Source organism: Alteromonas genovensis (assembly GCF_010500895.1).
In the GTDB taxonomy this organism is placed as follows: domain Bacteria; phylum Pseudomonadota; class Gammaproteobacteria; order Enterobacterales; family Alteromonadaceae; genus Alteromonas; species Alteromonas genovensis.
Genome location: NZ_JAAAWO010000015.1, coordinates 15,689 through 29,463 on the forward strand (window position 1 = coordinate 15,689; position 13,775 = coordinate 29,463).

General features: G+C 42.9%; 11 protein-coding genes. 8 read left to right on the top strand and 3 right to left on the bottom strand.

What is annotated here, in order from left to right; translation table 11 throughout:
* The first annotated feature begins 15 nt into the window (after nucleotides 1–15).
* Entirely contained in the window at nucleotides 16–2,814 is a 2,799-nt protein-coding gene (gene polA / locus GTQ48_RS16065; RefSeq protein ID WP_163107580.1) for a DNA polymerase I, read from the top strand.
* A 423-nt stretch (nucleotides 2,815–3,237) separates the two neighbouring features.
* On the opposite strand, the gene yihA is transcribed toward polA, so the two are convergent.
* Nucleotides 3,238–3,867 (bottom strand): ribosome biogenesis GTP-binding protein YihA/YsxC, encoded by a 630-nt coding sequence (gene yihA / locus GTQ48_RS16070; RefSeq protein ID WP_163107581.1) that lies wholly within the window; start codon nucleotides 3,865–3,867, stop codon nucleotides 3,238–3,240.
* 173 nt (nucleotides 3,868–4,040) lie between these two features.
* Here yihA and GTQ48_RS16075 point away from each other — a divergent pair, with 173 nt between their 5' ends.
* The 4 genes from GTQ48_RS16075 to GTQ48_RS16090 all read left to right on the top strand — a co-directional run bounded on the left by GTQ48_RS16075 (nucleotide 4,041) and on the right by GTQ48_RS16090 (nucleotide 6,717).
* Nucleotides 4,041–4,664, top strand: a complete 624-nt coding sequence (locus GTQ48_RS16075) for a c-type cytochrome (protein WP_163107582.1) — start codon at nucleotides 4,041–4,043, stop codon at nucleotides 4,662–4,664.
* A 393-nt stretch (nucleotides 4,665–5,057) separates the two neighbouring features.
* Nucleotides 5,058–5,690: a class I SAM-dependent methyltransferase gene (locus GTQ48_RS16080; protein ID WP_163107583.1), complete on the top strand. Its 633-nt coding sequence runs from the start codon at nucleotides 5,058–5,060 to the stop codon at nucleotides 5,688–5,690.
* A 53-nt stretch (nucleotides 5,691–5,743) separates the two neighbouring features.
* Nucleotides 5,744–6,250, top strand: a complete 507-nt coding sequence (gene yihI, locus GTQ48_RS16085) for a Der GTPase-activating protein YihI (RefSeq protein WP_163107584.1) — start codon at nucleotides 5,744–5,746, stop codon at nucleotides 6,248–6,250.
* Nucleotides 6,251–6,264: 14 nt separating this feature from the next.
* Nucleotides 6,265–6,717, top strand: coding sequence for a DUF2489 domain-containing protein (locus GTQ48_RS16090; RefSeq protein WP_163107585.1), 453 nt, complete (start codon nucleotides 6,265–6,267; stop codon nucleotides 6,715–6,717).
* Between the two features lie 227 nt (nucleotides 6,718–6,944).
* Here GTQ48_RS16090 and GTQ48_RS16095 read toward each other — a convergent pair whose 3' ends face one another.
* Nucleotides 6,945–7,541 (bottom strand): DNA-3-methyladenine glycosylase I, encoded by a 597-nt coding sequence (locus GTQ48_RS16095; RefSeq protein ID WP_163107586.1) that lies wholly within the window; start codon nucleotides 7,539–7,541, stop codon nucleotides 6,945–6,947.
* A gap of 131 nt (nucleotides 7,542–7,672) precedes the next feature.
* On the opposite strand from GTQ48_RS16095, the gene glyQ reads away from it, so the two are divergent.
* From glyQ to GTQ48_RS16110, 3 genes are all read left to right on the top strand, one after another.
* The gene (glyQ, locus tag GTQ48_RS16100; protein ID WP_032095227.1) at nucleotides 7,673–8,578 is read left to right on the top strand and encodes a glycine--tRNA ligase subunit alpha; all 906 of its coding nucleotides are present in this window, start codon (nucleotides 7,673–7,675) and stop codon (nucleotides 8,576–8,578) included.
* A gap of 2 nt (nucleotides 8,579–8,580) precedes the next feature.
* Nucleotides 8,581–10,659 carry a glycine--tRNA ligase subunit beta gene (gene glyS, locus GTQ48_RS16105; protein ID WP_163107587.1) on the top strand — a complete coding sequence of 693 codons (2,079 nt, stop codon included), beginning with the start codon at nucleotides 8,581–8,583 and terminating at the stop codon, nucleotides 10,657–10,659.
* A gap of 82 nt (nucleotides 10,660–10,741) precedes the next feature.
* Nucleotides 10,742–11,200, top strand: coding sequence for an early set domain-containing protein (locus tag GTQ48_RS16110; protein WP_163107588.1), 459 nt, complete (start codon nucleotides 10,742–10,744; stop codon nucleotides 11,198–11,200).
* Between the two features lie 154 nt (nucleotides 11,201–11,354).
* Here the strand turns inward: GTQ48_RS16110 and gyrB are convergent, their stop codons facing one another.
* On the bottom strand, nucleotides 11,355–13,775 hold the full coding sequence (gene gyrB / locus GTQ48_RS16115; protein ID WP_163107589.1) for a DNA topoisomerase (ATP-hydrolyzing) subunit B: 2,421 nt from the start codon (nucleotides 13,773–13,775) through the stop codon (nucleotides 11,355–11,357).

Sequence of the window (13,775 nt, forward strand, 5' to 3'; positions counted from 1 at the left end):
GGAAAGTTATCCTCTATGCCTGAATCTAAAAAGTCTCCTTTTATCCTCGTTGACGGTTCTTCTTATCTCTTTCGAGCCTTTCACGGGCTGCCGCCGCTAACAAACTCTAAAGGGCAAGATACCGGCGCCATTTACGGCGTAGTAAATATGCTCAAGAGCCTTATCAAACAATATAACCCAACCCATATGGCGGTAATATTTGATGCAAAAGGTAAAACATTTAGAGACGATATTTACGCTGAATATAAAGCGAATCGCCCTCCTATGCCGGACGAGCTAAGAAGTCAGATAGCACCTCTGCACACTATTATTAAAGCAATGGGGCTACCGGTAATTGTTGAATCGGGTGTTGAGGCCGATGACGTTATCGGCACACTGGCTAAACACGCAACCGAGAAAGGCATAGATACTGTTATCAGTACTGGTGACAAAGACATGGCGCAGTTGGTCAATCAACATGTCACACTTATTAATACCATGACAAATCAGGCAATGGATATTGAGGGCGTTAATACCAAGTTTGGTATTCCTCCCGAGCTGGTTATTGATTTCTTAGCATTGAAGGGCGACAAAGTAGATAATATTCCAGGCGTGCCGGGCGTTGGTGACAAAAGCGCTCAAGCGCTGCTTAACGGCATCGGTGGTATCGATGAGATATACAAGAACTTGGATAAAATTGCCGATCTGTCTTTTCGAGGCAGCAAAACCATGGCGTCTAAAATGTCGGAATATGAAGAGCAAGCTAGGCTGTCATATACGTTAGCAACTATCAGTATAGATTTAGATCTGGATTACGATGTAGAAGCGTTAATGCCAACGTCGGCAGATAATGAAACCCTGCGCGACCTATTCGCAGAATATGAATTTAAACGATGGCATTCAGAGGTTAGCGCACTTCTAAGTGCGGGCGATACCCAACCATCCGATGCATCTAAAAACGACGCGTCTGACTCTTCTGTTGATGCATCAGAAAGCGTTTTCTCAGACGATGCGCAAATCGATCGCTCTCAATATGAGGTTGTTTTTAAAGAAGAACAATTTACCGCATGGGTGGAAAAGCTAAAACAAGCAAAGCTGTTTGCATTTGATACTGAAACCACGAGCCTCAGCTATATGGATGCTGAAATTGTTGGTGTGTCTTTTTGTATAGAGCCGGGCAAAGCTGCCTATGTGCCTGTGGCCCATGACTACCCAGATGCACCAGATCAGCTATCTAGAGATTATGTTCTTGAAACGCTCAAGCCTATCCTAGAGTCTCCATCTTCCATTAAAGTTGGCCAGCATATTAAGTACGATAAGAATGTACTGGCCAATTATGACATTACGCTTAATGGAATTGGCTTTGACACCATGCTAGAAAGTTACATGCTCAATAGCACGGCGCAGCGACACGATATGGACTCGTTAGCACTTGCCTACTTAGGCCATAAAACGATTCATTTTGAAGACATCGCCGGTAAAGGTGCTAAACAACTTACGTTCAATCAAATTAACTTAGACGAAGCTGGACCATACGCGGCAGAAGATGCCGATATTACCCTTCGTCTTCACCATGCTATTTGGGAGAAGCTTGAGCCAATTGATTCGTTAAAGCGTCTGCTTATAGATGTTGAAGTGCCCCTAGCATGTGTACTTTCCCGCATGGAACAACAGGGCGTGTTAATTGATAGCCAACAGTTGAGTCAACAAAGCCAAGACCTGGCAACCCGCATTGCAGAATTAGAAAAAGAAGTTCACGAAGAAGCAGGCGAAACATTTAACTTAGGGTCGACAAAACAGCTGCAGCATATTCTTTTTGAGAAGATGTCGTTGCCTATTGTTAAGAAAACGCCAAAAGGTGCGCCTTCAACTTCTGAGGATGTGTTACAAGAACTGGCATTAGAATATCCACTACCTCAGAAAATTATGGAGTACAGAGGGTTAACCAAGCTCAAAAATACGTATACCGATAAACTTCCGAAAATGATTAACCACCGTACTGGCAGAGTTCACACGTCGTATCATCAAGCAGTGACAGCAACAGGTCGCCTATCCTCTACCGATCCTAATTTACAAAATATTCCTATTCGAAATGAAGCCGGTCGCCGCGTTAGACAAGCTTTCGTGCCAAGAAAAGGCAACAAGATAGTCGCAGCCGATTACTCACAAATAGAGCTTCGTATTATGGCGCACCTGTCGAAAGACAAAGGCTTACTTGATGCGTTTGCGAATGGAAAGGATATACATAAAGCAACCGCGGCCGAAGTATTCGGCATTGCCCTTGATGACGTTACCACGCAGCAGCGTAGAAGCGCTAAAGCCATTAACTTTGGTTTGATATACGGCATGAGCGCATTCGGGTTAGCCAAACAGCTTAATATTCCACGCAACGAAGCACAGAAATATATGGACCTGTATTTTGAACGCTACCCTGGTGTACTCGATTATATGGACAGCACCCGAGAGAGCGCAAAAGAGAAAGGTTACGTTGAAACTGTGTTTGGCCGACGGTTGTATCTACCAGATATTAAAGCAAGCAATGGAGCGCGAAGAAAAGGGGCTGAGAGAGCGGCTATCAATGCACCAATGCAAGGTACAGCGGCTGACGTCATAAAGATGGCCATGATAAAAGTGGACGATTGGATTGCGAAAAACGCCAGCGACGACGTCACTATGATGATGCAGGTGCACGATGAACTGGTATTTGAAATAAAAGAAGACAAAATTGATGATTATGTCAGCACCATAAAAACTCTTATGGAAAGTGCTGCAACGCTAAATGTGCCGCTGGATGTTGAGGTAGGTATTGGCGAAAACTGGGATGAAGCTCATTAATTGGGCACAGACGCTTTGATCAATTCAGTAATTTGATTACAGCTTAATTAATTAAGTCGTATGTAAATTATCCATATTTGGTAATTAAATTACAATTTATACTTGCCTTTTTGTGCTCTTGTTGTAACATTGCCAATGTAGGGTACAGAGGTGAGAAAGCTGTTTTCAAACCTTTGCTTTAACCCCGGTCATTTACCGGGGTTTTTTTATGCCTGTTGAAAAATGCCACAAATAAAAGGTGCCACAAATAAAAGGTGCCACAAAGAAATTCTGGTAGTAACGAAAGCGCAGGCTGAATTAGCATGTTTAATTATTTGCTGCTTATTCTGAACTTTTCGTTTTTCACCCACTCTATATCTTCGGTTTTTATGTGTTTTCTCTCATTCAATGCCTCGTTTTTTAGCGAGGCATTTTTTTTGCTTTTTATTCAGCAGCTACAGCTTCATCATCGTCAGAAGTAGTGCGACCAAGCCACTTATCAAGCATCTGCTCAAGTTCAGGCAAACCGTGACGGTTTAAGGAAGAAAACGTATTAACGGTAACATCGCCCATAAACGCTAATGCCGCCTCTTGTGCCATTAATAACTGAGCCTTGCGCTTACCAGATTTAAGTTTGTCAGCCTTTGTCAGTAGCGCAAGTACTGGAATACCAGCGTCTACAGCCCAATGAATTAAGTCTTGGTCTAAATCTTTAAACGGATGACGAATATCCATTAAAACAACCAGCCCTTTGAGTGATTTGCGTTTTTGCAAATATTCACCAAGTGACTTCTGCCACTTAAGCTTGGTGGCCATAGGTACTTTTGCAAAGCCATAGCCGGGCAAATCTACTAGACGTAAATTGTCATCCAACTCGAACACGTTGATTAACTGCGTTCTTCCTGGCGTTTTACTTGTTCTTGCCAAGTTTTTTTGGCGGGTTAACGTGTTTAGCGCGCTGGACTTACCGGCATTTGAGCGACCGGCAAATGCAACCTCTATCCCAGAATCATCTTTCAAATGACGAATATCAGGTGCACTGGTAAAGAACTTTGCTTTGGTGTAATACGACATCTAGACTTACCTCCACATGCGTCATAACGTCTGGTTTACAGCTTTTTAATGTTAAAACAGACCAAAACCCTTAGATTTATCATGGAATAGGTTTTTCTGACGCGTTAAATGTGTAAAATACGGATTATATCACGTATCTAACGTGAGCCGTTGGAACCATTAAGAGATTATTTATGAAAAAACTGTGTTTGTTGGTTTGTATGTCACTGGGTCTTAGCGCTACAGCTGTAGCAAAAGGCGATGCGGAAGCGGGCAAAGCGAAGTCAGCGGTGTGTGCTGCCTGTCACGGCCCTGATGGCAATAGTATGATTGACATGAACCCTAAGCTAGCTGGGCAACATGAAAAGTACCTCGTTAAACAACTTACCGAGTTTAAGCTTGCGTCGCAAACAGGTGGCGAAGAAGGCCGTAACAATGCGGTGATGAACGGTATGGCCGCACCTCTTTCTACACAAGATATGGAAGACTTAGCTGCGTACTTCTCTAGTCAAGAAGCGACGCCAGGTGAAACAGCAGAACAATACATCGAAGCTGGAAAAGCATTGTACCAAGGTGGTGACGAAGAGCGTGGTATTACTGCATGTATCGCGTGTCACGGACCGCAAGGTAATGGTTCATCACTATCAGGCTTCCCCGATATCAGTGGCCAACACGCAACCTATACTGCTTCTCAATTAAAATCATTTCGGTCAGGTCAGCGTCATAACAGTATGAATGGCATGATGCGCGACATCGCCATGAAATTAACCGATGAAGATATCGAGATATTGTCGAACTATGTCTCTGGTTTACATTAAGTTTTTAAAAAACCTCTTTTGTTGTTAAAATTTTGTTACTTAAAAAGTTGTATTTTAGAATTATTAGTGTAATCTAACGGCGTAGTTTGTTGTTGCCCTTGTAGGCTTACAAACTAAATAACAAGAATAATAATAAAATACCCCACGGAAGATTGGATAAAGCGCCAAGAAGGCCAAAAACAAAAATAGCGCTCTGCTAAAAAAAACAATAAGGGGAGCACAGCTAGGGAAGCATATAACACAAAGATGTGTAAATAACGGGAGAGGTGTCATCTGACACTCATTCAAAATAAGGTGATGGTGCAAACCATCGCCTTTTTTTCTTTTTATTTCCTGGGCTTTTATTTGGTAATATCTCTTACAGAAGTAATAACAGCGTTTCACTAAAATCCTATGCGATGTCCTCTGTGCTCTACCTCCGCTGTAACTCCTTTTTTTACAGACAAGAAAAGACCGTATTTACAATGCAGTGAATGTTATCTTGTATTTGTACATCCCGACTTTCTACCTAGTGCATATACCGAGAAAAGTGAATACGATAAACACGAAAACAGTTTTGACGATGATGGTTATAAACAGTTTTTACGTAAACTTATAAACCCTCTTCTATCACTTATAAATACTGGCGAAACAGCATTGGATTTTGGATGTGGCCCAGCAGCGGTACTTGCAAAAATGTTGGAAGGTGAAGGATTAAATGTCGACATTTACGATCCTTTCTATGCCCCCTTCGAGGAGGTGTTAAACCGCAGCTTTGACGTCATTACATGTACCGAAGCGATAGAACACTTCCACCACCCCGCAAAAGAGTGGTCCATATTAACGAGCATGCTAAATCCTAATGGTATTCTGGCCATTATGACAAAAAGAGTGATTGATAAAGAACGTTTTGCAACGTGGCATTATAAGAACGACCCAACGCATGTGAGCTTTTTCAGTGAACGTACCTTTTCTTATCTTGCTCGACGTGATGGTTTTGATATCAAATTCCCCAGTAGTGATGTCGTTTTGATGAGGAAGCTTTAAGCAATTCGCGCTATAATAGAGAAGTCTTTTACACATTCTCTTATTTGGAATATATGTCACGTTCAAAAAAATCCCGTAAAGTTGGCCTTATCGGCGTTCGTAAGGATCCAGACTTTAAGCCTAGCGAAAATCGAAAATCTGATACTCCACGTCCTAAAAAACATAAAGGCAAGCCAGCAGGCAGTCGCCATAATGTAGAGCAAGGCAAAGCGGGTGGCGGAAAAAGTAGCGAAAAGAAAGATCCGCGTTTAGGCAGTAAGAAACCTATTGCATTAGTTAAGGAAAAAGGTGTTGCACCAACGCCTACTGAAAAGAAAAAGTATGCTACGCCTGCACAAGAGCTTGCCGCTTTAGAAGCAGATCAACGTCTTGCCGATTTGTTAGATAACCTAGATGCAGATAAAAAGCTTACTAGAGAACAGCAGCGTTACGTTGATGAAAAAATGGCTCGACATCGCGTACTGTGCGACCTACTTGGCATTGTCGATGAAGACGATGAAGAAGAGAGCGATCCGTTTGATAAGTTAGACGCTATTAAGATTGACGACTTTAAGAACTAGAACGGGATATTTCAATGCTGTGGGTAGTACTAACTGGTGTAGCACTAGTAGTTATTTTAGGCCTTGGTGTTTACGCAGGTAAATTGCTATTTTTGCTTAAACAGCAGGGTATTCGACAGGATAAGGCCAAGAATTCACGTATAAGCAGCATAACTGAAAGCGTGATACTTATCGCAAAGGCGATGGAGCAGCAGCAATGCGACTTATCTGAGGGCGTTATACGTATTGTTAACTTACTCAACGCGTTACCGCTGAACGAACCACCAGATTTTAAAGCAACCTATCCACATACATATGCCTTGTTTGTAGAGATAAGTGGTTTTGCCGTGTTAGAAGCACGACAAAAGCTGTCAAAGCAAGAGCGTAGAAAGCAAGACCAGGCGAGAGAGCAGATAGAATCTGAATACGAGTCGAAAGTGTTAGATGAGTTACCTAAACTCAAACAATACTGTGAGTCAATTGCGTGAGTATTCTTTGTATACCTACTTAGTTATGGCTATACAAGTACTTAGCTGGCAATTCACCGACTAGCGAAAGCGCGTCTTCTAAAAAAGCAGTATTGGTATACTGCTTTTTTTGTGCCCGAGGAATTCATTTTTATTTTTAGCAGCTTGTTTGAACTGCTCAACTAAAAAGCCTGTGTATCTCTTACGAGATGAGCATTCCTTACGTAGCCCCCCTTACTGTAGAAGCCTTACGTCACACTCTTTATGGCAAGCTTTGAGGTTGCTTCATAGCAATGACATCCTGTCTCATGATCGTTCACCATTCCAACTGCCTGCATAAATGCATAACAAATAGTTTCACCAACAAAGTTAAAGCCCGCCTTTTTCAATGCTTTTGACATTGCTTTAGACTCTTCTGTCGACGTTGGAACATCGTCATGAGACTGCCAATTATTCACTAGTGTCTTTCCATCTGTAAATTGCCAAATATACTGATTAAAAGGCTGCGACTTTTCTATCTCCAAAAAGGCTTTTGCATTTCGAATGATAGACTTAATTTTTAGTCTGTTTCTCACAATACCGGTATCGTGCATTAACCTTTCTACGTCGTCTTCAGTCATTTGGGCAATAGCGCTTGGCTCAAAATTATAGAAAGCGCGCTCGTAGTTTTTTTGCTTCTTAAGAATGGTAAGCCAGGATAAGCCGGCTTGTTGGCCGTCGAGGCACAATTTAGCAAATAACGCCTGACTATTGGTTTCTGGTATGCCCCACTCATTGTCGTGATATGCCTGGTAAATAGGGTCATCAGTCACCCACGCACACCGCTTTACTGCGTTACTTGCCATCAAATATTAAATCCTTGTTGTAATACCGGCTTTCTAGGCTTTTTTTCACCCGTTACACCTACATACTCCGCGTCACAAATTGTATACTAAGCCATCTTTTTTATGACAGCTAACTAATAAGCAGCGGATGTATGCAGAAATACGATATTAAAACCTTTCAAGGGTTAATCCTAGCGCTTCAAGACTACTGGGCGCGTCAAGGCTGCGTAATAATACAGCCTTTAGATATGGAAGTGGGTGCAGGCACATTTCACCCTATGACATTCCTACGCTCGTTAGGTCCTGAGCCAATGAGCAGTGCTTATGTTCAGCCATGTCGTCGACCTACAGACGGTCGCTATGGTGAGAACCCGAATCGCCTACAGCATTACTATCAGTTCCAGGTGATGCTAAAGCCCTCACCTGATAATATTCAAGAATTGTATCTGGGATCTTTGAAAGAATTAGGTTTCGACCCACTTGTACATGATATTCGTTTTGTTGAAGACAACTGGGAATCACCAACACTTGGCGCATGGGGCTTAGGCTGGGAAGTGTGGCTAAATGGTATGGAAGTCACTCAGTTTACCTATTTCCAACAAGTTGGCGGTATCGAGTGTAAGCCTGTTACCGGAGAGATCACTTACGGCTTAGAACGTTTAGCCATGTACGTGCAGGGCGTAGACAGTATTTACGACCTCGTGTGGACAGATGGCCCTCTTGGTAAAGTGACCTACAGAGATGTGTTCCATCAAAACGAAGTTGAGCAATCAACGTATAATTTTGAACATGCCAATGTAGAGGCATTGTTTAGAACGTTTGATGAATGTGAGGCGCAGAGCGAGATTTTGATTGAAAACAATCTTCCTTTGCCGGCTTACGAACAGGTTATGAAAGCGTCTCAAGCGTTTAATCTACTAGACGCTCGTCACGCTATATCAGTAACTGAAAGGCAGCGTTACATTCTACGAGTACGTGCGTTAGCAAAGGCGTGTGCTGAAAGTTATTACCAAGCTCGCGAAGCATTAGGCTTTCCGCTTTGCAACAAGGAGGCATAGGCGTGCGTACGGAAAATTGTTTAGTTGAATTAGGAACTGAAGAGCTACCACCAAAGGCACTTAAAACACTTGGTGAAGCATTTGCTCAACAGTTTGAATTAGCACTTACCACTGCCAACCTTCCTTTTGGTTCAGTAAGCTGGTTCGCCGCGCCTAGGCGTTTAGCGGTTTATGTTTCTGACTTGGCAGAAGGTCAAGAAGATAAAGTCGTTGAAAAAAGAGGCCCAGCGGTAAGCGCAGCCTTCGATGCAGATGGCAACCCCACTAAAGCGGCACAAGGCTGGGCACGTGGCAATGGAATTGACGTTGCTGATGCAGAGCGTCTGGTCACAGACAAAGGCGAATGGTTGCTGTATAAGGCACACGTTCCAGGTCAAGGTGTAAGTACCCTTCTTGAGGGTTTAGTCAATCAGGCCATAAGCAAACTACCTATTCCAAAGCCTATGCGATGGGGTAGTCATAGCACGCAATTCATTCGCCCTGTCCATACGCTTTGCGTACTTTATGGCAGCGAAGTTATCAATATCAGCACCCTTGGTTTAGCAAGTAGCAGAACCGTACAGGGACACCGCTTCCACGGCGAAGCTCGATTCGAGCTTGATCATGCTGATAATTATGCAACGGCTCTTGAGTCGCAATATGTCATTGCAGACTTTGAAGCGCGTAAAGCGAAAACTCGTCAACAGTTAGAAGACGCTGCTGCAGCGTTATCCCTAAAGCCGGACTATGATGAAGCTTTATTGGAAGAGATTGCTTCACTTGTTGAATGGCCAGTGGTGATGCAGGCAGGGTTTGATGAGGGCTTCCTAGCGGTACCAAAAGAAGCGCTCATCTATACGATGAAAGACGACCAAAAATATGTTCCTCTTCTTGACGCCAATGGCGACTTGGTGAATACCTTTCTATTTGTGAGTAATATTGAAAGTAGCGATCCTATTCAGGTCATTTCAGGCAATGAAAAGGTTATCCGCCCTCGCCTAGCTGATGCTGAGTTCTTCTATAACAGCGATAGAAAAGTATCCTTAGAGAGCCGTCTTAATAGCCTTGGCACCGTGCTATTTCAAAAGCAGCTCGGTACGCTTAAAGAAAAATCAGAGCGCATCTCTGTGCTGTCAGGCTTTATTGCAGCACAAATAAATGCAGACGAAGCACATGCGACTCGTGCCGGACTGCTAGCTAAAGCAGACCTCATGTCTAACATGGTTATGGAATTTCCAGACGTACAGGGCGTAATGGGAAAATACTATGCCTTAAACGACAATGAGCACTCTGACGTTGCACAAGCCCTATATGAACAGTATATGCCTCGTTTCGCCGGTGATACTCTTCCGAGTAACGGCGTCAGCGCCTCGGTAGCGCTTGCTGATAAGCTAGATACCTTAGTTGGTATATTTGGTATTGGCCAGCTGCCTAAAGGTGACAAAGACCCATTTGCCCTTCGCCGTGCAGCCATTGGTGTACTGCGTATTATCACAGAGTTATCACTTCCACTTGATTTAACTACATTAGTAACAAAATCAATTGAAGTTTATGGAGAAAAACTTTCAAATGACAAAGCACACTCACAGGTTGTAGATTTTGTCCTTGGTCGTTTTACAGCATTACTTCAGGATAAGCAGATAGCGATTGATGTTATTCAGTCGGTCGCGGCAAGACGCCCTACTAAGCCAGCTGACTACCTTGCGCGAATTAATGCTGTGGCTCTATTTAAATCGTTAGATGAGTCTGAAGCTCTAGCGGCAGCAAATAAACGCGTAGCGAATATTCTGGCAAAGCAACATGTCGATATTGACGCTACAGTACACATTAATGATGCCCTTCTTTCAGAAACATCAGAAAAAGCGTTATTTGAAGCACTGACTGAGTCAGAAGAGAAAGTGAGTGATGCGCTTGGTTCGCAAGATTACACGGCTATTCTTACCACTCTTGCAACGCTGCGTGTCGCTATTGATGATTTCTTCGATAACGTTATGGTCATGGCAGAAGACGATGCGGTTAAGAAAAACAGACTTGCGTTGTTGACGCTTTTAAGGCAACTTTTCCTTACTACCGCAGATATTTCTATACTTGCGAAGTCTTAGGCTAAATTTATGAGATAACAATATCTCGTAAAGTGAAATTAAAAGCCCGACTCTGTTGGGCTTTTTTATATCTGGAGTATTAGTGAAAAAGTTATTGTCAGTTTTATTGTGTTGTCTTTCACTCTCAGCGTGTTCAAGCAAAGGTGGGTTTAGCATTCCAGAGCTCCCATCTTCATCACCTGCTATAGAGTTTGAGAATATGTATCTCAGAGGGGTTTTTAATTGGTGGGAAGCCGACCCTAGCTATAAATTTACCCGTAAAGGGGTTGATAACAATGAAGCAGCATGGTCAGTTGATGTTGAGTTAATTGCAGATGGGCAACCTTACGACTTCAGATTATCTGATGCTAATTGGACGCCTTCACAAAGCTGTGGAGGCAAGTACAAAGGTCAACCTGTAATGTTAGGCACAACAGTTTACTTAGCCTGTGAGCAAGGCTCAGAGAACCTTCAATTCACTCCATCATCTACTGGTATGTATCGCTTTGTTATTCGTCACGCTGGCTCAAAAGAAGTGGCACTTAAAGTGACTCAAATATAGCATTGGCTTTTTCTTTCACCAGCTTATCTATTTCTTTTTTTCACAAAAAAAGGCGATTTTAATAAATCGCCTTTTTTATTTTAACGCCATCTAAAGCTGAAGTACTTTGCTTTAGCAAACGGTGTTACTTTTTGACTAGGGTTAAACCAACAACCTATACGTCAAGGTTTGCAACTTTCAGTGCATTCGCTTCAATGAACTCTCTACGAGGTTCAACCTGGTCGCCCATTAGCGTCGTGAACAATTGATCACAGCTAATAGCATCCTCAATGGTAACTTGAAGCATGCGACGGCTGTCTGGGTCCATTGTAGTTTCCCATAATTGGCTCGGATTCATTTCACCAAGACCTTTATAGCGCTGAATGTACTGACCGCGTTTAGCTTCATTCATTAACCAATCAAGAGCTGCTTTAAATGAGTCTACGGGTTGCTTACGCTCCCCACGCTGAATATAAGCTTCAGATCCCATCATATCGTTGATAGCAAGGTTCAAGTCACGTAAACGTGCATACTCGTTAGAATCAATAAACTCTCTATCAATAATATACTCGTAGTCGATACCGTGCATACGCATAATAATAGTAATGTAATATTCGCTTAACTCTTGATCGCGTCTAATTTCATAACTGTACGTCGCACCATCGTTCTCGCGTTCAGTAAGCTGAGCAACAAAGTGCTTAGCGACGTTTTCTAGCGCGTCCTCATTTTTCAAATCTTGGACGTCAAGTGTTGGCGTATATAGCATTCTATAAAGCATAGACTGTGGCATTAATCGCTTCATACGATTAATCATTTTTTCCACGGCTTGATACTGCTTAACAAGGTTCTCAAGACCAACACCCGAAATGCCTGGGTCATCAGAACTAGTGTGTAATGAAGAACCATCTACCGCTATGGACGTTAGGTAATTTGTTAATGAATCATCATCTTTCAAATACTGTTCTTGCTTGCCCTTTTTCACTTTATAAAGTGGTGGCTGAGCAATATACACGTACCCACGCTCAATAATTTCTGGCATTTGACGGTAGAAGAAAGTCAGTAGCAGCGTTCGAATATGAGAACCGTCCACATCCGCATCCGTCATGATAATGATGCTGTGGTAGCGCAACTTTTCAGGGTTGTATTCATCACGTCCAATCCCACAACCAAGAGCGGTAATCAGCGTTGCCACTTCTTGAGAAGATAGCATTTTATCAAAGCGCGCTTTTTCTACGTTTAGAATCTTACCTTTAAGCGGAAGAATAGCTTGGTTTTTTCTGTTTCTGCCCTGCTTGGCTGAACCGCCAGCAGAGTCACCTTCCACGATATAAAGCTCACTCAATGCTGGGTCTTTTTCCTGGCAATCAGCAAGCTTACCAGGAAGACCTGCTAAATCTAGGGCGCCCTTTCGACGAGTCATATCACGGGCTTTTCGAGCTGCTTCACGAGCGCGAGCAGCATCGATTATCTTGTTCGCGATAATTTTACTTTCAGAGGGGTTTTCTAAAAGAAACTCTGCAAGCTTTTCATTCATCGCTGATTCAACCACAGGACGAACCTCTGAAGAAACCAGTTTATCTTTTGTTTGCGAGCTAAACTTAGGATCAGGGACTTTCACAGAAATGACAGCGGTTAGACCTTCTCGAGCATCATCGCCACTGGCGTTAGTCTTTGCTTTCTTGTTTAACCCTTCCTTCTCCATGTAGTTATTTAACGTACGTGTTAAGGCGCCACGAAAACCGGCTAAATGGCTTCCGCCATCGCGCTGTGGAATATTATTGGTAAAACAAAATACATTTTCTTGGAAGCTATCGTTCCACTGCATAGCAACTTCAACGCTAATACCGTCTTCCCGTTCAGCACTAAAATGGAACACTTTTTGGTGAATAGCTGTCTTTTTATCATTGAGATATTCGACAAACGCTTTGATACCACCTTCGTATTTGAAGTGGTCCTCTTTACCGTCTCTTTCGTCTTTCAGCTTAATCGATACGCCAGAATTCAAGAATGAAAGTTCGCGTAAACGTTTAGCAAGAATATCGTAATGATAAAGGGTATTGGTGAATGTTTCTTCGCTTGGCCAGAAGCGGATCATAGTTCCACTTTTATCTGTATCGCCAGTTACTGCTAATGGTTCTTGTGGAACACCATGCTTATATTCTTGCTCATGGGCTTTACCGCCGCGACGGATGCGTAACTTGAGTCGGCTTGAAAGTGCATTTACAACAGAAACACCAACACCGTGAAGGCCGCCAGAAACTTTATATGAGTTATCATCAAACTTACCGCCAGCATGTAGAACCGTCATGATAACTTCGGCTGCAGAAACACCCTCTTCTTCATGAAGCTCAGTTGGTATACCGCGGCCATCATCAGATACAGAAATAGAACCGTCGCTGTGTATAAGCACGACAATTTCAGAACAATGACCAGCAAGTGCTTCGTCAATTGAATTGTCGACCACCTCAAAAACCATGTGATGCAAACCGGTGCCGTCATCGGTATCACCAATGTACATACCCGGACGTTTTCTTACAGCGTCTAATCCTTTAAGTACCTTAATACTGGACGAGTCGTAGTTGTTCTCTTCTGACAT

Coding starts and splice junctions, on each gene's coding strand:
- GTQ48_RS16095 (WP_163107586.1), bottom strand. CDS start 7,541: ATGGCAAGTAACGCAGTAAAGCGGTGTGCGTGGGTGACTGATGACCCT.
- yihA (WP_163107581.1), bottom strand. CDS start 3,867: ATGTCGTATTACACCAAAGCAAAGTTCTTTACCAGTGCACCTGATATT.
- polA (WP_163107580.1), top strand. CDS start 16: ATGCCTGAATCTAAAAAGTCTCCTTTTATCCTCGTTGACGGTTCTTCT.
- GTQ48_RS16080 (WP_163107583.1), top strand. CDS start 5,058: ATGCGATGTCCTCTGTGCTCTACCTCCGCTGTAACTCCTTTTTTTACA.
- yihI (WP_163107584.1), top strand. CDS start 5,744: ATGTCACGTTCAAAAAAATCCCGTAAAGTTGGCCTTATCGGCGTTCGT.
- gyrB (WP_163107589.1), bottom strand. CDS start 13,775: ATGTCAGAAGAGAACAACTACGACTCGTCCAGTATTAAGGTACTTAAA.
- glyQ (WP_032095227.1), top strand. CDS start 7,673: ATGCAGAAATACGATATTAAAACCTTTCAAGGGTTAATCCTAGCGCTT.
- GTQ48_RS16075 (WP_163107582.1), top strand. CDS start 4,041: ATGAAAAAACTGTGTTTGTTGGTTTGTATGTCACTGGGTCTTAGCGCT.
- GTQ48_RS16090 (WP_163107585.1), top strand. CDS start 6,265: ATGCTGTGGGTAGTACTAACTGGTGTAGCACTAGTAGTTATTTTAGGC.